Source organism: Xanthobacter albus, assembly GCF_043194895.2.
Taxonomy (GTDB): domain Bacteria; phylum Pseudomonadota; class Alphaproteobacteria; order Rhizobiales; family Xanthobacteraceae; genus Xanthobacter.
Genome location: NZ_CM195532.1, coordinates 3,439,978 through 3,460,455, shown reverse-complemented (window position 1 = coordinate 3,460,455; position 20,478 = coordinate 3,439,978). Strand labels below are relative to the sequence as shown.

Annotated in this window: 16 protein-coding genes; 6 read left to right on the top strand and 10 right to left on the bottom strand. The window is 69.8% G+C overall.

The genetic code is table 11. The features are described 5' to 3' along the window. Positions 1 to 129: 129 nt before the first annotated feature. The 9 genes from V5F75_RS15540 to kdpF all read right to left on the bottom strand — a co-directional run bounded on the left by V5F75_RS15540 (position 130) and on the right by kdpF (position 11,326). A complete protein-coding gene (locus tag V5F75_RS15540) occupies positions 130 to 1,110 on the bottom strand; it encodes an antibiotic biosynthesis monooxygenase (RefSeq protein WP_394033694.1) in 981 nt (326 codons plus the stop codon). A gap of 9 nt (positions 1,111 to 1,119) precedes the next feature. After that, positions 1,120 to 2,517, bottom strand: a complete 1,398-nt coding sequence (gene guaD / locus V5F75_RS15535) for a guanine deaminase (RefSeq protein ID WP_394033693.1) — start codon at positions 2,515 to 2,517, stop codon at positions 1,120 to 1,122. Between the two features lie 587 nt (positions 2,518 to 3,104). Beyond that, positions 3,105 to 3,800 carry a response regulator gene (locus V5F75_RS15530; protein ID WP_394033692.1) on the bottom strand — a complete coding sequence of 232 codons (696 nt, stop codon included), beginning with the start codon at positions 3,798 to 3,800 and terminating at the stop codon, positions 3,105 to 3,107. Continuing rightward, entirely contained in the window at positions 3,797 to 6,505 is a 2,709-nt protein-coding gene (locus tag V5F75_RS15525) for a DUF4118 domain-containing protein (RefSeq protein WP_394033691.1), read from the bottom strand. Before V5F75_RS15525 ends, V5F75_RS15530 begins: the two co-directional genes overlap by 4 nt. Positions 6,506 to 6,583: 78 nt before the next feature. Beyond that, positions 6,584 to 7,189, bottom strand: coding sequence for a K(+)-transporting ATPase subunit C (locus V5F75_RS15520; RefSeq protein WP_394033690.1), 606 nt, complete (start codon positions 7,187 to 7,189; stop codon positions 6,584 to 6,586). Between the two features lie 32 nt (positions 7,190 to 7,221). Then, a complete protein-coding gene (gene kdpB, locus V5F75_RS15515) occupies positions 7,222 to 9,294 on the bottom strand; it encodes a potassium-transporting ATPase subunit KdpB (RefSeq protein WP_394033689.1) in 2,073 nt (690 codons plus the stop codon). Between the two features lie 47 nt (positions 9,295 to 9,341). Next, on the bottom strand, positions 9,342 to 9,497 hold the full coding sequence (locus V5F75_RS15510) for a hypothetical protein (protein WP_394033688.1): 156 nt from the start codon (positions 9,495 to 9,497) through the stop codon (positions 9,342 to 9,344). 5 nt (positions 9,498 to 9,502) lie between these two features. Next, complete coding sequence (gene kdpA / locus V5F75_RS15505; RefSeq protein WP_394033687.1) at positions 9,503 to 11,206, bottom strand: potassium-transporting ATPase subunit KdpA; 1,704 nt, start codon at positions 11,204 to 11,206, stop codon at positions 9,503 to 9,505. A gap of 30 nt (positions 11,207 to 11,236) precedes the next feature. Next, positions 11,237 to 11,326, bottom strand: coding sequence for a K(+)-transporting ATPase subunit F (kdpF, locus tag V5F75_RS15500; RefSeq protein WP_394033686.1), 90 nt, complete (start codon positions 11,324 to 11,326; stop codon positions 11,237 to 11,239). Between the two features lie 498 nt (positions 11,327 to 11,824). Between kdpF and V5F75_RS15495 the strand changes: the two genes are divergently transcribed. From V5F75_RS15495 to V5F75_RS15470, 6 genes are all read left to right on the top strand, one after another. Further along, positions 11,825 to 13,366: a glycosyltransferase family 4 protein gene (locus tag V5F75_RS15495; protein ID WP_394033685.1), complete on the top strand. Its 1,542-nt coding sequence runs from the start codon at positions 11,825 to 11,827 to the stop codon at positions 13,364 to 13,366. A 128-nt stretch (positions 13,367 to 13,494) separates the two neighbouring features. Beyond that, entirely contained in the window at positions 13,495 to 14,490 is a 996-nt protein-coding gene (locus V5F75_RS15490) for an NAD-dependent epimerase/dehydratase family protein (RefSeq protein WP_394033684.1), read from the top strand. Then, positions 14,415 to 15,743: a glycosyltransferase family 4 protein gene (locus tag V5F75_RS15485; RefSeq protein WP_394033683.1), complete on the top strand. Its 1,329-nt coding sequence runs from the start codon at positions 14,415 to 14,417 to the stop codon at positions 15,741 to 15,743. The genes V5F75_RS15490 and V5F75_RS15485 overlap by 76 nt, the downstream gene beginning before the upstream one ends. After that, a complete protein-coding gene (locus tag V5F75_RS15480; RefSeq protein ID WP_394033682.1) occupies positions 15,733 to 16,572 on the top strand; it encodes a class I SAM-dependent methyltransferase in 840 nt (279 codons plus the stop codon). The genes V5F75_RS15485 and V5F75_RS15480 overlap by 11 nt, the downstream gene beginning before the upstream one ends. A 3-nt stretch (positions 16,573 to 16,575) precedes the next feature. Further along, positions 16,576 to 17,847, top strand: coding sequence for a KpsE/RkpR family capsule polysaccharide export protein (locus tag V5F75_RS15475; protein ID WP_394033681.1), 1,272 nt, complete (start codon positions 16,576 to 16,578; stop codon positions 17,845 to 17,847). 140 nt (positions 17,848 to 17,987) lie between these two features. Next, positions 17,988 to 19,058, top strand: a complete 1,071-nt coding sequence (locus tag V5F75_RS15470; RefSeq protein WP_394033680.1) for a hypothetical protein — start codon at positions 17,988 to 17,990, stop codon at positions 19,056 to 19,058. Positions 19,059 to 19,179: 121 nt separating this feature from the next. Here the strand turns inward: V5F75_RS15470 and V5F75_RS15465 are convergent, their stop codons facing one another. Beyond that, positions 19,180 to 20,469, bottom strand: coding sequence for a KpsE/RkpR family capsule polysaccharide export protein (locus tag V5F75_RS15465; RefSeq protein ID WP_394033679.1), 1,290 nt, complete (start codon positions 20,467 to 20,469; stop codon positions 19,180 to 19,182). Between the last annotated feature and the right edge of the window lie 9 nt (positions 20,470 to 20,478).

The following is a 20,478-nucleotide window of genomic DNA, read 5'->3' as shown; positions in this document are numbered from 1 at the left end:
TGTTTTCCTCGCCCATAAGCGCGTTTCAGGCTTCCCGGTCGCCGCGCGGGTCAGCGGGCGATGCCGGCTGGGCGGCGCGCAGCGCTTCGACATCCTTCAGGCTCGTTGCCCGGCGGGGGCCTCTCTGCCTCACCGCCCCCAATTCCACGCCAGGAGCATCGCGAATCCGGCCATGGAGAGCGCATAGAGGGCGATGAGCAGGCCGTAGCCGAGAATATCGCGCTTCAATCCGGGCTTCGGGGCAAGCCACCAGCCGAGGCGGCGGAACGCGGCGGGCACCGCCCACCAGCCGAGCAGCTGGGTGCTGACGGCATTGCCGATGAACAGGGCCAGCCAGAACGGCACGCCATTGTCCAGCAGCAGCAGACCCGAGACGAAGAAGCCCCAGAGATAGACGACGGGGTAGAGCACCAGCAGCACGATCAGGTTGTTCTTGAGGGTGCTGACCCATCGCGGCCTCTCCCCGCCCTCGCCGGAGAACCAGAAGTCGAAGCCGTAGCTGGCGCGCCGCAGGTTGAGCGCGGCGTTGAAGCGGGCGCCCTTTTCGAGCAGCCGGCGGCGCTGGGGAGATTCGAGCCACGCGGTCATGGCCTCGTCGGTGTCGAAGGAGAGGATGATGATCCACTCGTCGTGCACGCCGGGGATCGGCCGCTCGACCCGGTGGCGCAGGAAGCCGGGGAATTCGGCCTCGACGCTTTGGATTTCACGCTGCCATGCCAGGAATTCCGCCTCCAGCTCCGGCGGCACGTGAAAGGAGACGATGGCCGAGGCCACGGCCCCCCTGCGCTGGCCGGCGTCGGGCAGGAGGTGGACATCCTCCTGCCCGACGAACAGGTCGCGCACCTCGTCCGTCAGGGTCGCGAAGTCGCTGCTCTGCAGCCAGCGGCGGGCGTCGGCGGGGTTGCCGAAGCGCTGCACCGCCACCCAGTCCACCTGCACGGGCGGGGTCGGCGGAATGACCTCCTGGCCGGTGAAGCCCGGCACCGCCGCGAGCCGCGCCGCCACCTTGCCGAGCCAGTGGGAATAGCGCGCATAGCCATCCTCGGCGATGCGCCGCTGGATGATGAGCGCGACGGGGCCGCCTGCCGGGTCTGCCGCCACCTCGGACATGGCCGCCCCTCAGCTCTTCTTGTACAGGCGCTTGCCCATCACCCAGGTTTCGTCCACCGCGCGCTCGTCGGCCACCATCATGATGGCGAACAGGGCGTTGGCGGCTTCCTCCATGGTCCGCGGGCCGTCCTGGCCGATGGTGAGCGACTGGTGCCACGGCAGGGCCGGGGGGCCGCCGTTCCAGTCCAGCGCCACGAAATCGGCTTCCTTGCCGGGCGCGAAATTGCCGAGGCGGTCGTCGAGGTAGAGGCCCTCCGCGCCGCCCAGCGTGACCGACCAGAAGCCACGGTAGGGCGAGAGCTTGTTGCGCTCGGCTTCCGCCAGATCGCGGCGCACCGGGTCCACGCTGCCGTCGAGCAGGGTGTTGTTGCACATGCCGACCTTGTAGGCGTCCTCGAGCACATTGAGCATGGAGAAGCGGTTGCCGCCGCCCATGTCGGTGCCGAACGACATCTTCACCCGGTGTTCCGGATCGGTCGCGCGGCCGATGCGGAACAGGCCGGAGCCCAGGAACAGGTTGGAGCACGGGCAGAACACCACGGCCGCCCCACTTTCCGACATGCGGCGGAACTCGCTATCCGACAGCCACACGCCGTGGCCGCCGGAGAATTTCGGCCCCACCAGGCCGAACTTTTCGTACACGCCGAGGTAGTCACTGCAATCGGGGTGCTGCTCCAGCACGCCGCGGCATTCGGCCGGGTTTTCCGAGATGTGGGTGTTGACCCAGCAGTCCGGATGCTCCTGCTTGAGTTGCTCGCAGCGCTGCAGCAGCTCGGTGGAGGCGCCATAGGCGAAACGCGGCGTGACCGCATAGAGGTTTCGGCCGCGGTTGTGGTAGCGCGCGATCAGGTCCTTGCTGTCGCGGTAGAAATTCTCGGGGGTGTCGATGAAATCGTCCGGCGCGTTGCGGTCGATGCCGGTGAGGCCGGCGATGACGCGCATGTTGCGGCGGTTCGCCTCCTCGAAGAAGGCCTCGGTCGACACCGGAGAGCTCGATGTGAACGCTTGGCAGGTGGTGGTGCCGGAGGCGAGCAGCGTGTCGAAGAAGCGCACCGCGCCGTCCTTCGCATAGGCCGGGTCCTTGTACTTCAGCTCCTCCGGGAACACCCATTTCTGCAGCCACGGCAGAAGCTGCTCGCCATAGGCGCCGAGCACGCGGGTCTGGGGGAAGTGGATGTGGCCGTCGATGAAGCCCGGCGTGATGATGCGGCCGGGGATCGCTGTGATCTCAAGCCCCGGATGGCGGGGCGACACATCGTCGAAGGCGCCGAAGTCGGCGATGATGCCGTCTTCGATCACCAGGAGGCCATCGGCATGGAAGCGGGCGGCGTCCTGCTCGCGGCCGACATGCTTCCAGGGGTCGTCGATGAAATCGAAGAAGATGCCGCGAATGCCGATGGTGCCCATGGTGATGACCGTCCCCGTTGATTTGCTTTGAGCTTGATGCGCGCCTGGTCTTCGGTGATCCGGCTAAGGGTGGGCCGGCGGGGGCAAGGCCGAGGGCGCCCTGGCGCCCGGCCTCCGGCGCCTGGATATCGCTCGCTGGCGCGGCTGGTGCCGCCCTGATGTCCCCCTGGCGGCGATGAGATCGAGAGCGGGCGTGAAGCGGCTATGTCCCCTTCCGCGCGGCGTCATCGGGTGCGCCGCGCCGCCCGCGCCGGATACAGGCGCACCGAACGGCGAAAGGGGAACGACAACAGGCCCGCGTCGTGGGCCGAGAGCCCTGCGGGGGGTGGTCCGCGCGGACCCCGCTTCCAGACCGGCCGGCGGCTCCCGCCCGGCAGCAGCCCAACGTCGCATCCTTGGCATGCGCTCTCCCGGTGGGCGCCCTGGCTGGTCCGGCTTGATTGTTCGCCGAGCTTGTTCAGGACAGTAACGAAAGGCGGGCCGTGGGAGTAGTGTAAATCTCTGGCGTGGCGTAGATTTTCATGCGGCCGCAGGGTAGATGGACGCGCCAGCCCGCTGTATGACGCGCGTCGGCTGAACGCGTCACATCAGGCGTCCGCCTCGCGCAGGCGGTAGCCGACGCCGGTCTCGGTCATGATGTATTGAGGCTGGTCCGGAGATTTTTCGATCTTCTGGCGGAGCTGGCGCACGTAGACGCGTAGGTATTGCACGTCCGCCGCCTCGCCCCACACCTGGTTCAGCAGGTGGTGGTGGGTGATGACCTTGCCGGCATGCTGCACCAAGACGCGCAGGATGTCGTATTCCTTGGGGGAGAGCTTCACCTCCTGGCCGTCCACTTTCACGATCCGCTTCACGAGGTCCACCGTGAGGCCGCCGGCCTGGAACACCGGCTTCTCTCCCTGCCGCTGGAAGCGGTGGCGCAGGGCGAGGCGGATGCGCGCCGCCAGCTCCTTCATGCCGAACGGCTTCGTCACGTAGTCGTCGGCGCCGAGGTCGAGCGCGCGCACGATGCCGCTCTCGTCGGTGCGGCTCGAAAGGACGATGACGGGCGCCTCCATTCCCTCCGCGCGCCACTTCTCCAGGAGGTCGTGGCCGGGCAGGTCGGGCAGGCCGAGGTCGAGCAGGATGAGGTCGGGGCGCTCGCTCCCGGCGCGCTGTCCGGCCTCCCGCGCGCTCGCCGCCTCGCAGATGGCGAAGCCCTCGGCCGCGAGCCCCACCCGCAGCAGCTTGCGGATGGGCGGCTCGTCGTCCACGAGCAGGATCTTCACGGTCGGTGCCGTCATGGCTCCGGCTCCAGGTCTGGCGTGTCGGCCGGGATCGGCAGGCGCAGGGTGAAGACGGCGCCGCTGCGATCCGTCCGGTTCGCCACCCATATGGTGCCGCCCATGGCCTCAATGAAGCCCCGGCAGATGGAAAGCCCGAGCCCGGTGCCCGCGCGCACGTGGTCCGCCTTGCGCACGCGGTAGAAGGTGTCGAACACGCGTTCGAGGTCCTCGGGGGGAATGCCCGGCCCCTCGTCCGCCACGCGCAGCACCACCGCCGACCCCGCTCGCCGCCCTTCGATGCGCACCATGGAGCCGGCCGGCGCGTATTTGGCGGCGTTGTCGAGCAGGTTGAACAGCACCTGCTCGAACAGCACCGCATCGACCTTGAGCATGGGCAGGTCCGGTGGAATGTCCACCTTCACCTCATGGCGCGCGAGGATCTTGGAGGCCCGCCGCAGCGCCGCGCCGACGATGTCGCCGGCGAAGTGGAAGGAGGCGTTGGGCCGCATGGCGCCCGTCTCCAGGCGGGTCATGTCCAGGAGGTTGGCGATGAAGCGGTTGAGGCGCTCGGCCTCGTCGATGACGGTGGCGAGCAGGTCGGCCCGGTCCGCCTCGGACATGGAGGCCCAGTAGTCCCTGAGCGTGCCCGAGGCGCCCAGGATGGCGGAAAGGGGCGTCTTCAGGTCGTGGGAGATGGAGGTGAGCAGGGCGGAGCGCAGGCGGTCCGTCTCCGCCGCCCGCTTGGCGTGGTCGATGTCCGCCACGAGCTGGATGCGCTCGATGGCGAGCGCGGCCTGATCCGCCAGGGCGTCGAACAGGCGCTGCTGGCCGGGCGTCAGCAGCGGGCCCTGGCGGTCGTCGTCGAGGCCGATGACGCCGAGCGTGCCGCGGCTGGATTTCAGCGGAACATAGAGGCGCCGCGCGCCGGGCAGGGTATCGGCGCCGCGGCCGGCGGCGTGCTCGTGCTCCCAGGCCCAGCGGGCGGCTGCGAGGTCCGCCTCCACCAGCGTGTCGTCCGGCGGGTAGCCCACCTTCACCGCCAGCGCGTCGCCCTCCGGCAGCAGGATCACCACCCGCACCTTCAGCATGAGGGCGATCTGGTGCGCGGCGGCCCACAGCACGTCGTCCAGGGTGCCGGCGGCGGCGAGCTTGCGGGAGAAGAGGTAGAGATCCTCCGTTGTGCGCGCGCGCTGGCGGGCCGCCTCCGCCTGGCGCTGCACGCGGGCCATCAGGTTGCTGGCCGTGACCGCCACCACCAGGAAGAACACCAAAGCGAGCACGCTTTCGGGATCCTGGATGGTGAGGGTGTAGCGCGGCTCCAGGAAGAAGTAGTTGAAGGCGAGCGCGCTCAGCACGCACGCATAGAGCGCCGGCCACAGCCCTGCCGTGACCGCCGAGCCCAGCACGCCCATGAGGAACACGAGCGCGAGGTTGCGCACGTCCAGCACGCGGTCGAGCACCGCGCTGACGGCGAGGGAACCGGCCACGAAAAGGGTGCTGACCACATAGGTCCAGGCCCGCGCCGGCTGGTGCGCGGCCGCCGTTTTCACGACCCGCGCGGGGGCCTCCCGGTCACGCTCGGCACCGGACACCACGTGCACGCTGATGTCGCCGGCGCGGCGGATCAGCTCATGGGAGATGGAGCCCTCCAGCATCTCCCGCCAGCGCGGCTTGCCGGGGCTGCCCACCACGATGTGCATGAAGTTGTTGGCGGCGGCGTAGCGCAGGATGTCCTTGGCCACTTCCTGGCCGGGAATGGTCACGGCCTCGGCGCCCAGGCGCTCGGCAAGGCGCAGGTGCTCGGCCACGCGGTCCTTGTCCGCCTCGGGCAGGGCGGCCTCGCGGGAGGTTTCCACGTGCAGCGCGGCCCAGGGCGCGCGCAGGCGGTCCGCCTGCCGGCGGGCGTAGCGCACCAGGGCGCTGCCGCGCGGCTCACCGTTCACGCACACCAGCACCCGCTCTCCCGCCGCCCAGGGGCCGGAGATAGCGTGGGCCTGCATGTGGCTGACGAGCTGCTCGTCCACCCGCTGGGCCGTGCGGCGCAGGGCCAGCTCGCGCAGGGCGGTGAGGTTGCCGGGGGAGAAGTAGTTCTCGATCGCCCGCCGCGCCGTGGTGGGCAGGTAGACCTTGCCCTCGTTGAGGCGCTTGATGAGGTCGTCGGGCGTGAGGTCGATCACCTCGATGTCGTCGGCGCGGTCGAGGATCGAATCCGGCACCGTCTCCCGCACGCGGACGCGGGTGATCTGCGCCACCACGTCGTTGAGGCTCTCCACGTGCTGGATGTTGAGCGTGGTGTAGACGTCGATGCCGCGCGCCAGCAGCTCCTCCACGTCGAGATAGCGCTTGGGGTGGCGGCTGCCCTCGGCATTGGTGTGGGCGAGCTCGTCCACCAGCACCAGGGCGGGCCGGCGCTCCAGGATGGCGTCGAGGTCCATCTCGTCGAGCAGGCGACCCTTGTAGGCCACCCCGCGGCGGGGAATGATCTCGAACCCCTCCACCAGGGCCTGCGTCTCCTTGCGGCCGTGGGTTTCCACCACGCCGATCACCACGTCCACCCCATCGCTGAGGCGGGCGCGGCCGGACATGAGCATCTCGTAGGTCTTGCCCACGCCAGGCGCGGCGCCGAGGAAGATCTTCAGCCGCCCGCGCGTCTCCCGGTCGGCGCTCTCCAGAAGAGCGTCGGGGGAGGGGCGGCGCGCGCCGTCGCGGATCTCGTCGGCCATTTCGTCACTCCGCTCGCCCCCTGCCGCCGGGCAGGGGGCCAAGGGGCAAGGGGGCCAAGGGGCAATGCTCCAGGCATGTCACCGGCCGGCGGCGCCGTCCAGGGCGAGGTTGAGGGCGAGGACGTTCACCGTGGGCTCGCCGATGAAGCCCAGGGTCCGCTGCTCCACATGGGCGGCCACCAGGGCACGCACCTTCTCCTCGCCGAGGCCGCGCGCCCTGGCCACCCGCGCCGCCTGGAAATAGGCTGCATCGGGGCTGATATCGGGGTCGAGCCCGCTGCCGGAGGTGGTGACGAGGTCCATGGGCACCGGTGTGCCGGGGCTTTCGGCCTTCAGTGCCGCCGCATCGGCCTTGATGCGGTCGATGAGGGCGGCGTTGGTGGGGCCGAGGTTGGAGCCCATGGAATTCACGGCATTGTAGGGCTGCGCCACGGTCTTGGCGGGATCGTTCGGATCGGCGCCGGTGGTGGCGGAGAGCCGGCCGTGGAAGTAACGGTCACTGGTGAAGCTCTGGCCGATGAGGGCCGAGCCGACCACCTTGCCGTCCTTCTCGATGAGGCTGCCCGCCGCCTGCCGGGGGAACACCGCCTGGGCGATGCCGGTCATGGCCAGGGGATAGGCGAGGCCGGTGATGAGGGTGAGCGCCACGATCATCACCAGGGCGGGACGAAGCTGCTTCAGCATGGAAATATCCTTCCGAGCGTTGGGTCCGTTCCTCAGGCGAGGCCGAGGGCGGTGACGGCCATGTCGATGACCTTGATGCCGGCGAACGGCACCACGATGCCCCCGAGGCCGTAGATGACGAGGTTGCGGGTGAGCAGCGCCCCCGCGCCGATGGCCCGGTACCGCACCCCCTTCAGCGCCAGCGGGATCAGCGCCACGATGATGAGGGCGTTGAAGATGATGGCGGAGAGGATCGCGCTCTGCGGGGTGGCGAGCCCCATGATGTTGAGCGCGCCGAGCTGCGGGTAGAAGGCCACGAACAGCGCCGGGATGATGGCGAAATACTTCGCCACGTCATTGGCGATGGAGAAGGTGGTGAGTGCGCCGCGGGTCATCAGCAATTGCTTGCCGATCTCCACGATCTCGATGAGCTTGGTCGGGTCGCTGTCGAGGTCCACCATGTTGCCGGCCTCGCGGGCGGCCACCGTGCCGGTGTTCATGGCGACGCCGACATCGGCCTGGGCGAGGGCGGGCGCATCGTTTGTGCCGTCGCCGCACATGGCGACCAGCTTGCCCTTGGCCTGCTCCTCACGGATGAGGGCGAGCTTGTTCTCCGGCGTCGCCTGGGCGAGGAAGTCATCGACACCGGCCTCGGCGGCGATGGCGGCGGCGGTCATGGGGTTGTCGCCGGTGATCATCACGGTACGGATGCCCATGCGGCGCAGCTCCGCGAAGCGCTCCTTGATGCCGCCCTTCACGATGTCCTTCAGGTGGACGATGCCGAGCAGCCGGTTGTCGCGCACCACGGCGAGCGGCGTGCCGCCGGCCTTGGCCACCTCGTCGGCGATGGCCTGGATCTCACGCAGGGTCTCCGCGCCGTTGCGGGTGGCGCCGGTGGCCGCATGGGCCAGCTCCACATGCTTCAGCACCGCCTCCACCGCGCCCTTGCGGATGGAGATGCCGTCCATGTCCACACCGCTCATGCGGGTCTGGGCGGTGAAGGGCACGAAAGTCGCATGTAGCATGCCCATGTCACGGGCGCGGATGGCGTATTTCTCCTTCGCCAGCACCACGATCGAGCGCCCCTCCGGGGTTTCGTCGGCGAGCGAGGCGAGCTGGGCGGCGTCCGCCAGCTCGCGGTCGGAGACCCCGCGCACCGGGCGGAACTCGGTCGCCTGCCGGTTGCCGAGGGTGATGGTGCCCGTCTTGTCGAGCAGCAGCGTGTCCACGTCGCCCGCCGCCTCCACCGCCCGGCCGGACATGGCGAGCACGTTGAAGCGCACCAGGCGATCCATGCCGGCGATGCCGATGGCCGAGAGCAGCGCGCCGATGGTGGTGGGGATGAGGGTGACGAACAGCGCCACCAGCACGATCACCGGAATGTAGCCGCTGGCATAGGACGCGAAGCTTGGAATGGTCGCGGTGGCGAGCACGAAGATCAGCGTCATGCCCGCGAGCAGGATGTTGAGGGCGATCTCGTTCGGCGTCTTCTGCCGCTCGGCGCCTTCCACCAAAGCGATCATGCGGTCGATGAAGGTGGAGCCCGCGGCCGCCGTGATGCGCACGCGGATCCAGTCGGACAGCACCTGCGTGCCGCCGGTGACGGCCGAGCGGTCGCCGCCGCTCTCGCGGATGACGGGCGCGCTCTCACCGGTGATGGCGGCCTCGTTGACCGAGGCGACGCCCTCGATCACCTCGCCGTCGGAGGGGATGATGTCTCCCGTCTCCACCAGCACGATGTCGCCCACCTTCAGGCTGGTGCCGGGCACCAGGGTGAATTGCGTGCGGTCGCCATTGGGCAGTAGCTTGGCCACGGTTTCGGTGCGGGTGCGGCGCAGGGCGTCGGCCTGGGCCTTGCCGCGGCCTTCCGCCACCGCCTCGGCGAAATTGGCGAACAGCACCGTGAACCACAGCCACATCACGATCTGGAAGGAAAAGCCGAGGTTGGCGCCGCCGCTCAGCGCGTCCTTCACCAGGAGGACGGTGGTGAGGGCCGACACCACGGCCACCACGAACATGACCGGGTTGCGGGCGAGGGTGCGTGGGTCGAGCTTGCGGAAGGCATCGCCCACCGCGGGAAGGAGGATGCGCGCATCGAGGATGCTCGCGGTCTTGGACGGGCTCATCGCATGAGGCTCCAGCAAAGCATGGGGATCGGGGGGCCGCGGACGCTTCAGTCCGTGGCCGACACCAGCGTGATGGCGATGGCGAAGGAGAGGCCGATGACGGCCACGGCCAGCATGCCCAGCAGCAGGCTGGAGGCGCGGGCCGCGCCGGGGTCGCCGCCGGAGCGTTCCGGCTGGCGGGGTGGGCGGGGGCGTGTCTCCATGGCGCTCACCAGGTCGTGCCCTGGAGCATGGCGAGATGCTCCACGATGGGCCCCAGCGCGAGGGCCGGGAAGAAGGTGAGCCCGCCGACGATGATGATGACGCCCACCAGCAGGCCCACGAACAGGCCGCCATGGGTGGGGAAGGTGCCGGCCGATTCCGGAACCGCCTTCTTCGCCGCCAGCGACCCGGCGAGCGCCAAGGCGGGGATGATGACCAGGAAGCGGCCCATCAGCATGCCGAGGCCGAGGGTGATGTTGTACCAGAGCGTGTTGCCGGTGAGCCCGCCGAACGCCGAGCCGTTGTTGGCGGCGCCGGAGGTGTAGGCGTAGAGCATCTCGGAGAAGCCGTGCGGGCCGGGATTGGCGATGGAGGCCACCGCGCCCGGCAGCACACTCGCCGCCGCGGTGAAGCCGAGCATGGCGAGCGGCAGGCACAGCACCGCCAGCATGGCCATCTTCACTTCCTTCGCCTCGATCTTCTTTCCGAGATATTCCGGCGTGCGGCCCACCATGAGGCCGGCCACGAACACCGCCACCACCACGAACAGGATGATGCCGTAGAAGCCCGCGCCCACGCCGCCGATGATGATCTCGCCCAGCATCATGTTGATGAGGGGGATCATGCCGCCGAGCGCCATGAAGCTGTCGTGCATGGCATTCACCGCGCCGCACGAGGCGGCGGTGGTGACCACCGCGAACAGGGCCGACAGGGCGATGCCGAAGCGGGTCTCCTTGCCCTCCATGTTGCCGCCGTCCACGCCGAGGGCGTGCACCAGCGGATTGCCCGCCGCTTCGGCCCAGTAGCAGGCGGCGACGCCGGCCAGGAACAGGAGGCCCATGGCCGAGAAGATGGCCCAGCCCTGCCGCTCGTCGCCCACCATGCGCCCGAACACGTTGGTGAGCGCCGCGCCGATGGCGAAGATGGAGACGATCTGAAGGAGGTTGGAGAGCGCGCCCGGATTCTCGAACGGGTGGGCCGAATTGGCGTTGAAGAAGCCGCCGCCGTTGGTGCCCAGCATCTTGATGGCGAGCTGGGAGGCCACGGGGCCGACCGCGATGGTCTGCTTCGCCCCCTCCAGCGTGTCCGCCTCCACATAGGGGCCGAGGGTCTGCGGCACGCCGAGCGCGACGTAGGCCAGCGTCAGCACGATGCACAACGGCAGCAGCACGTAGAGGGTGGCGCGCGTGAGATCGACCCAGAAGCTGCCGAGCGTCTTCGCCGACTTGCGCGAGAAGGCGCGGATCACCGCCATGGCGATGGCGATGCCGGTGGCGGCCGAGACGAAGTTCTGCACTGCCAGGCCCGCCATCTGGGTCAGGTACGACATGGTGCTCTCGCCGCCGTAGTTCTGCCAGTTGGTGTTGGTCATGAAGCTGGCGGCGGTGTTGAAGGCGAGGTCGGGCGGCACGGCGCCCATGCCGGCGGGATTGAAGGGCAGCGCGCCCTGCACCCGCTGAAGCACGTAAAGCAGCGCGAAGCCCGCGAGATTGAAGAGCAGCAGCGCGACCGCGTAGGTCGTCCAGTGCTGCTCCTCGCGCGCGCTGGTCCCGGCAACGCGGTAGAGCCCCCGTTCGATCGGGCCGAGCACAGGCGCGAAGAGCGTGCGGTCCCCGTTGAAGATACGCGTCATGTAGCCGCCCAGCGGCCGCGCGAGCGCGATGATGATCCCGCAGAAGAGAAGGATCTGAATCCAGCCGTTCAATGTCATGGAGATTGCCTCAAGGCCGGGCGCCGGCGGTCAGAACCGTTCCGGGCGCGCAAGGGCGTAGGTGAGGTAGACGAGCAGGAACGCGGTGGCCGCGCCGCCCAGAATGTATTCGACGAGCATCGCTCTCGATCCGTTGCCGGGGCGCATCCCGCGCGCGGGGCGCCCGCATGTCGCGACGTGTTGGGTTTCGGGATTCCCGGCGCGTCGCACGCCGCCTTGCCCCTTTGTGCTTCAGAGAATGTCGCAGGCTCTCACGTAGAGGAGGCAGGCCGCGAAGAAGGCGGCGCCGATGGCGACCATGGCGAAGTCCATCATGGATGTTCCAATTTCGATGTACTGTTCTGGGCCTCAGCTTGCGGAGCGCTCATCAATGCTCCGGAAATCGCCGCCCAGTAGGATTTCGACAGGAATATGGCGCCGGCCCGCATAAAAATTCGAGACGGCGCCGACCGCGCCGACATAAAAATCTCATAGGAATTTCGCCGCACGCGGGCGCATGCGGGCCGGCGGCGGGCGGCACAAGCTGCTGGCGCTGCGATGCTTCCGGTGTCTATGGTGTGCGCCGTTCCTCGGTTTGCAGCGGGCTTGTGCGTGACTTCCAGCCAGTCTTCCCCGGTGATGCGTGCGCTTTCCCCCGCCGAAACCCCTTCCGCCGCGCGGCCGGGCGGGGATGAGGCGCTCGCCGACCTCGCGGCGCGGGTGGAGGCGCTCGCGCGGCAGAATGAGGAATTGCTCGCCGGCCAGCGGGCGCTGCGCGCGCAGCTCGAGGCGATGCAGGCCCATGCCAATCTGGTGGGACATCTGGTGCAGCAGGTCCACGGCCAGCGCTTCGCCCCGCGCGAGCTGCCCCTGCCGCTCGCCCGCCTGCGCGATCTGGTGCGGGAGCCGGGGCCGTCCCTGGCCTTCCTGCGGGAGATGGCGCTGAACGCCGTCGTCACCAGCACGCGCCTCAGGCAGGAGCCCGCGGGGGGCTGGCGCCGCCGCGCGCGGCCGCTGCGGGCGGCACGCAACTTCGGGCGCGATTTCTCGGGGCTCGTTTATGGCCGCCGGTCCCTGGTCTACCGGGTGGAGCCGCGCCATGCCCCGGTGGGCGAGCGCCCGCGCGTCCTTCACGTCATCGCCAACGTGTTCGTCGGCGGCTCCACCCAGCTCGTGGTGGACCTGCACGAATGGCTCGGCCACCGCTACGAGATGCAGGTGCTGACCGCCGCCCTGCCGCTCCAGGGCCGGCACGAGGGCATGGTGCTGCACCACCTGCCGCTCGGCAGCCCGGCGGCGGCGTTCACGCACGTGCTGCGCGCGGTCGATCCCGACATCGTGCACCTGCATTACTGGGGCGGCAGCGACCAGCCCTGGTACGAAGCGGCGCTCGAAGCCGCGCGCGCCTCCCGCGCGGTGCTGCTCCAGAACGTGAACACGCCGGTGGAGCCCCTGCGCGATGCGCGCATCCACCGCCACCTCTTCGTTTCCGACTATATCCGCGAGGCCTTCGCGCCGGACATCGGCAATGGCGAGGTGATCCATCCGGGCATCGACCTCGACCGCTTCGCGCCGCCGGAAAGCTGGGCGCCGGGCGCCGCCGACACGGTGGGCATGGTCTATCGCCTGGTGCGCGACAAGCTGGACGACAGCTCCATCGACCCGCTCATCCTGGTCGCCCGTCGCCGCCCGCGCACGCGCTTCCTCATCGTCGGCGACGGCGAGCTGCTGCCGGTCTTTCACCGCAAGGTGGCGGAGGCGGGATGCCGGGACAATTTCGAGTTCACGGGGATCGTGCCCTTCGCCCGCCTGCCCGAGATCTACCGCCAGTTCCGCATTTTCGTCGCGCCGGTGGTGCGCGAGAGCTTCGGGCAGGTGACGCCCTTCGCCATGGCCATGGGGCAGGCGGTGGCCGGCTTCCGCACCGGTGCCCTGCCGGAAATCCTCGGCTCCTGCGACACCCTGGGCGAGACGCGGGAGGCCCTTGCGGACATCCTCGTCGACCTGCTGGAACGGCCGGGCCGGGTGGAAGAGATCGGGCGCGCCAACATCGCGCGCGCGCAGCGTTTTTCGCTCGACGGCATGATCCGCGCCTATGGCCGGGCCTATGCCGCGGCGCTCGGCCGCGATCCGGACCTGATGCCCGGCTTCCCTCCGGCCGAACTCTATCGCGAGCTGTAGAGGCGCAGCCACAGGGCGGCGGAATTGGCCGCCACACGCTACGCTTAGTGGCGATTATACCTCTACAACCACTATGCTCGTACCCCTGAGGGCATTTCGCATTTGCGAGAATGCCGGGGCGCGGGGCGATGACGAGCTTGGTGGTGGGGGCGAGCGGGCTGATCGGGCGCCGGCTGTGCGAGCGCCTGCGGCACAGTTGCGTCGGCATCATCGCCACCACGCGCGGCCGCGAGGAGCGCCCCGCTTGGCCGGGCGTGCAATGGAAGGCCCTCGACTTCGCCACCTTCGACGCGTGGGATCGCCTGCTTGAGGATGTGGACACGGTCTACCATCTCGCTTGGTCCACCGTCCCCTCCAGCGCCGCCAACGACCCGGTGCGCGACGTGTCGGAGAACGTGGTGGGCACGGTGCGCCTGCTGGAGGCGGCGCGCCGCGCGCCGGGCGTGCGTATCGTTTTCGCCTCCTCGGGCGGCAGCGTCTACGGGCCGCCGCAGAGCCTGCCGGTGGACGAGGCGCATCCCACCCGCCCTATCGGCGCTTACGGCATCTCCAAGCTCACCGCGGAGCATTACCTGGAGACGAGCCGCGCCGTGCACGGGGTGGACGCGATCGCGCTCCGGATCAGCAATTGCTATGGGCCGGGCCAGCACGAGAAGAAGGGGCTCGGCGCCATCACCCTGTTCGCCCGCGCGGCGCTGCGGCGGGACCCCATCACGCTCTACGGCAACGGGGACATCGTGCGCGATTTCGTGCACGTGGAGGATGTGGTGTCGGCGCTGGTCGCGGCCGGCGAGCGGCGCAACGTGGCGGGACCCGTGAACATCGGCTCCGGCGTCGGCCATTCGCTGCGCCAGGTCATCGCCAAGCTGGAGGCGGCGCTGGGCCGCCCCATGGTCGTGCAGCGCGCCGCGCCGCGGATCTTCGACGTGAAGGCCTCGGTGCTCGACGTCTCCCGCGCGCGGGAGCGGATCGGCTGGCGCCCCACCATCGATCTCGATCGCGGCATCGCGATGATCCTGGAGGAGCTGCGCGCGGAAATGGGTTTGGAATGCGCGTCGCCTTGTACGTCCACTGCTACTACCCCACGCATTTCTACGGCACGGAAAGTTATGCACGGACGCTAGCGCGCGAGCTTTCGGCGCTGGGGCACGAGCCGGTGGTGGTGACCGCCACCTTCCCCGGAGAGCCGCGCCAGGACGCCTTCGTCGAGCGCGGATCGTTCGACGGCATTCCGGTGATCCGCATCGACCGCAACGTGGTTCCCAACCGCACCCTGCGCGACACCTACGACCTGCCGGACCTGCGCTTCGTCCATGAGCGCATCCTGCGGGACGTGCGGCCGGACATCGTGCACGTCTGCCACCTCATCAATCACACCACCGCCTTGCTGGAGGTGACGCGGGGCCTCGGCCTTCCCGCGGTCGCCACCTTCACCGACTTCTTCGGCTTCTGCTTCAACAACAAGCTGAGCGGCGCCGATGGCGCGCTCTGCGCCGGGCCAGACCGGCTCCGAGCCAATTGCATCGCCTGCGCCTTGCCGTCCGGCCCCCCGGCGGGGGAGGGGGCGGCCGCGCGGCTGAAGCGCGCTCTGGCGCCCGGCCTGCTCGCCCGCGCGCCGGGGCTGAGCGCGGAGGCCCGGCCCATGGTCGAGGCGCTCAAGGCCCGGCCCGATCATCTGCGCGCGGCCTATGGCGCCTATGCCGCGGCCCTTGCGCCCACGCGTTTTCTGCGCGACGCCTACGCCCGCGCCGGCACGCCGGTGCCCATGGAGTTGAGCCGGTTCGGCATCGACATCGACCGCGCGGAGAAGCCGGAGCGGGCGGATGGCGTCACGCGCCTCGGCTTCATCGGCCAGCTCGCCCCGCACAAGGGCACCCATCTCCTGGTGGAGGCGCTCCGCCGGCTCCAGGCCCCGGCGCTGGAGCTGGAGATCTTCGGCGACGAGGGGCAGGACCCCGCCTATGCCACGCGCCTGCGCGCGATGGCCGAGGGGCTGCCCGTGCGCTTCCGCGGCACCTTTCCGGTGGAGCGGATCGCCGCCGTGCTGGCCGGCATCGACGTGCTGGCGATCCCCTCCACCTGGGTGGAGAACAGCCCGCTCATCCTGCTCCAGGCGCTCGCCACCCACACGCCGGTGGTGGTGGCCGACGTGGAAGGCATGAGCGAGTTCGTGGAAGAGGGGGAGAACGGCTTCCGTTTTCCGGCCGGCTCGGTGGACGGCCTGACCGCGGCGCTCAGGCGGTTCGTGGACGATCCGGCGCTGGCGCGTGAACTGGGCGCGCGGACGCGCTATGATCGCACGTGCCGCGCCATGGCCGAGGATGTGGTGGCGCTCTATGGGCGCGTGCGAGCAACGGGCGAGCAAGATGGCGGGTGAGATCGTGGGCGCGGACGTGATGGAGCGCCGGCCGGAGGGTGTGCACGGCGACCTTGCCGCATGGCTCGAAGCCAATCTCCTGTCCGGGACGGCGTCCGCCGCGGGCGGAATCGCGCCCTTTCCGCCCGAGGAGCTGATGTACAACACCACCGGCCTGCGGGCGCCGCGCGACTTCGCGAGCCACGGGGTCGATTTCATGCGTGCGCTGCATGACGTGAGCCCGAGGCCGCTGCCCGAGTGCGGTGCCATCCTCGACTTCGGGGTGGGGGTGGGGCGGCTCGCGCGGCTGTTCCACGGCTTCCGCGGCCGCTATGTGGGCATGGACGTGGACCCGCGCCACGTCGCCTGGGTGCAGGAAAACCTCGGCCATGTGGAGGCGGTGCTGACCACGCCGCGCGCGCGCCTGCCGGCGGGTGGCGGCACCTTCGACGCCGTGGTCTCCATCTCCGTCTTCAGCCATCTGAGCGAGCCGGACCACCTGTTCTATCTCAAGGAATTGGCGCGGGTGACGCAGCCGGGCGCCGTGCTCCTGCTCTCCGTCCACGGCGAGCGCGCGCTCGCCCGGGCGCTGGAGGAGGACCATATCTTCGAGATGCTGGCCGTTCCGCGCCCGGCATTGGAGCAGGCCGCCGGCGAGATGACCGGGGAAAACGGCTACGCCTTCATCCTCCAGAGCGGCCATCTCACCAGCGCCGCCTACCAATATGGCATCGCCTTCGTCTGCGAGAGCTACATCCGCCGGGAGTGGGGCCGCTGGTTCGAGGTGGTGGAGGTGGCGTCGGGGGCGCTGCACGACTTCCAGGACATCGTGGTCCTCCGGGCGCGCTGAGGGATGGCCGGGCCACCTGCCGCTCCGCCGATCCGCATTCTGCTGGAGCGCGGGCGCACCTTCGTCGCGCGGCAGGCGCGCCCGGCCCTGCGCTGGCGGCGGCTGCCGCGCCTGCGGGACACGGGACGCTCGGCTTCCGCGCAATGGTTCGCGCTGCTGCGCCTCACCTGCGCGGTCATGGTGGGGCTGCCCACCGTCCTCACCGTGCTCTACATCCTGTTCTTCGCCTCGCCGGTTTACGTCTCGGAGGCGCGGCTCGCCATCCGCGAGGCCATTCCCGAGCGCGCGGTGTCGCAGCAGGCGGGCGCCGAGGCGCAGGGCGGCATCGTGCAGCGGGTTTCGAACCTGCTCGGCGGCGCTGGCGAGGCCGCCCAGTCGGAGGCGCCCTTCATCTTCGTCAGCTATGTCACCAGCCGATCCTACGTGGCGAGCCTCGATGAGGGCGGGTGGCTGCGCGGCTTCTTCTCCCGCCCCGGCATCGATCCGATTTCCGCTCTGTCCTCCCACGCCACGCTGGAGGCGGTGTGGCGCTACTGGGAGCGGCACGTGACGGCGGCGGTGGACCGGCGCTCGTCCATCGTCATCCTGCGCGTGAGCGCCTTCTCCGCGGAGGATGCGCACACGCTGGCCAGCCGCGTGGTTTCCGATGGCGAGCACCTACTCAACGACATCGTCATGCGCGCCCGCGCCGACAGTGTCGCCCATGCGCGCGAGGAGGTGGAGCGCGCCTCCTCCCGCTATGAGGCGGCGCTGCGGAACCAGCAGGAATGGCGCGCCCGCCAGCGCGCCGTGGACCCCGCCCAGGCGGCCGAGGCGGTGGGCGCCAGCCTGCTGCGGCTGGAGTATGAGCGCATCGCCGCCGACCGGCAGATGCGCGCGCTGGAGCGCCTGTCCGCGCCCGGCGGCCCGGCCCTCGGCGTGCTGCGCGACCGGGTGGCGGCCATCGACAAGGAGATCGCCGCCTTCAAGGCTCGTCTCGCGGAGCCCGGCGCGCGCGCGTCGGTGGTGTCGGCGCTCGCCTCCTATGAGGAGGCGGAGCTGGAGGTGCGTTTCGCCGAGACCCTTCAGGCGGTCGCCGTGGCGGGGCTGCAGGAGGCCGAGCGCCGCGCGCGCGAGCAGAGCGCCTTCGTGAACGTGTTCGTGCCGCCGAGCCTGCCCACCGCCGCCTCCGGCCCGCTCTGGTGGCGCGGCGGGCTGTTCGTCCTCGCCCTTTCGGGCATCCTGTGGATCAACGCGATGGTGCTCGTCGCGGTCGTCCGCGACCACCGCCGATAGAGCGCCTCATCGTTTCACGGAATCGATGAGGCGCTCCTGTCATCTGATGTTACGCATTTTCTTCACGCGAACCGGTCCTCCCTTCGCTCGAAAATGCTCTTGCAGGAGACGCGCGATGCGGCCCGCCATGGAGCCCCACCTTGCTGTTTAGCATCGACGAGGATGCCGGCACCCATGTGGTCGGCTGGATCATGCCGGACAATCCCGCCAGCACGCCCCATGTGGCGGTGTTCGCCAATGGCGAGCTGCGCAAGGTGGTGCCGGCCACCATGCTGCGCCCGCTGCTGCGCGAGCAGGGCCTGCACGAGACCGGCATCTGCGGCTTCGTGGTGGACGAGCAGGTGGTGCCCCGCCTGGCCGAGGTCAAGGACCTCGAGATCTATGACGACGCCACCAATGTCCGCATCTACCGGCGCCGGCCCGAGAGCGCGAAGGCGGAGGGCAAGTTCTTCCGGCTGGAAACGCGCCTGGTGACCCAGTCGGCGTTGAACGAGGCGTTCCAGAACCTGTTCCACATGGCCTTCACCCGGCTGGAGCGGGTGCCGGAGGAGGCGGTGCGCTCCATTCTCGGCATCGCCTTCGCCTCCTCCATCTTCGCCTGCGGGCGGCTCCATTTCCGCGCCTACGAGCCGCTGCTGCGCGATCGCGGCTTCCGCTGCTCGGTGCTGCTGCGCGATCCGTTCGAGGAGCTGGCCGAGCAGCTCCTGGTGCTGCGCTGGGCGGCGAAGACGCCGAAGCTCGCCTATTCTGTGCTGAGCGAGGCCTATCGTCCGCTGGTGGAGAGCTTCGGCCGCGCCGACGTGCAGGAGGTGAGCGACCTGGAGACCTGGGTGGGCACCCTCGGCGCGCACGAGCGCGCCCTTCTCTCCAGCCCCATGGCGCGGCTGCTCACCTGCGCCAGCTCGGACGACCAGCTCGCCTCCTCGGCGGTGGAAAACGCGCTCGACACCCTTTCAGAGATGGATGTGGTCGGCCTGTCCGGGGATTTCGATGCCTATTGGGGGACGCTCTCGGCGGTGCTGGAGCTGCCGCTGCCGGAGCCGCCGCCCCTTTCCGCATCGAGCCTCGCACGCAGGCTGGAGGAGCAGGTGCGTGAATGGCCGGTGGCGCAGGAGCTGCTGGCCGCCGACATCCAGATCTTCGCCGACGTCAACGCGGCGTTCGGCCGGGCGGACGAGGTGGTGGACGAAGCCTCCACCGACGCCTCCTGAGCTTCGGTCGCGGCTTGAGCGTTTTCGAGCGAAGCGGAAACCGGTTCGCGTGGAGAAAAGGGGTCAACGCACGAGCCTGGAGCGTTTCCCCGATTCCGTGAAGCGGCAACCCTCCAGGCGCTCACCGGGTGCGGGCGTAGATGCTGCCCACATAGAAGGCCGCGATGCCCCAGATCACGGTGAGCACGGCGAACACCGCTCCGGCCTGGGCGAGAGGGTGCGGGAAGACCCGCTCCGCCGGCAGGTTGGGCGCCATGAAGGTGAGGATGTAGACCTGCTTGCGCGCCTGCTCGGCGCGCGCGTCGGCCAATTCCCCCTCTGCCCCTTCGAGCCGCTGCTTCGCGAGGCGGCGGCGGGCTTCGAGCGTCGCATTGACGGCGAGGTTCTCGCTCGTTCCGGCCTGCGTTTGGGAGGCTCCGCCGAGCAGCTCCACATCGAGCGCGGCAATCTTCTCGTCCAGCGACCGCAGCCGCTCCTTCAGCGCGCGCACCACGGGAGAATCCTCGGCGAGGTCGGCGCGGGCCGTGAGCAGATCGGTGTTCAGCATCGAGCGCTGGTCGCGCAGCTTGGCGATGGCGGCGAAGGCGCCCCGCGCGGAGGCGGCGGGGTCGATCATGCCCTGGGCGTTGCGGAACTGCTCCTGCTCGGCGCGCACGAGGGCAAGCTCGCCGAAGGCCGCGCGCGCCTCGGCCTCGGCCCGCAGCACGCGGTCTCCGCGGTTGCGGGTGGTGAGGTCGTTGGTGATCGCCTCCGCCTGCTTGATGACGAAGGCGCCGACCATGGCCGCGCTCTGGGGGCTGAACGCCTGGACCTGCACCTTGATGACGCCGGACAGGGTATCGAGACTCACCCGCACCTGCTGGTTCCAGTAGGCGAGGGCGTCTTCCATGCCGGCATCCGCCGGCAAGGCGAAGACCGGGTCGCGCCCGGAGGCGCCGAACACGCGGCGCAGGTCGAACTGCCGCTGCACGGCCTCCACCATCGCGCGGCTGCGCAGGTAGTCCACCACCACGCGGGCTTCCTGCGTGTTGGGCACCTGGGGCGTGCCGCGGCCCGAGACGGGGGTGCCGGCGGCGGCGACGGCTTCAAGATTGCCGCGCACCACGAAGCGGGCCTCGGAGCGATACTGCGGCAGCGCCACCAGCGCGAGATAGAGGAAGCTCGCCACCGCCGGCAGCAGCACAAGCACCAGGAAGCTCAGCACCCCCACGTGGCGGCGGGTCAGCGGCAGCGGCGCGCCGCCGGGAGCGGCCGGCGCGAGGAATTCGCGCAGGGGCGCAAGGCTCCTCAGGCGCTGCGCGATCCCGGCGAGCGGGCGCATGGCGGCCGGCGCGGTCACGGCTGGCGGCGTCCCGGCCTCGGCGGCCGTGACCACGCCCACCAGCCTCTTCAACACCTGCGCGGAGATCATCGCCGCGCC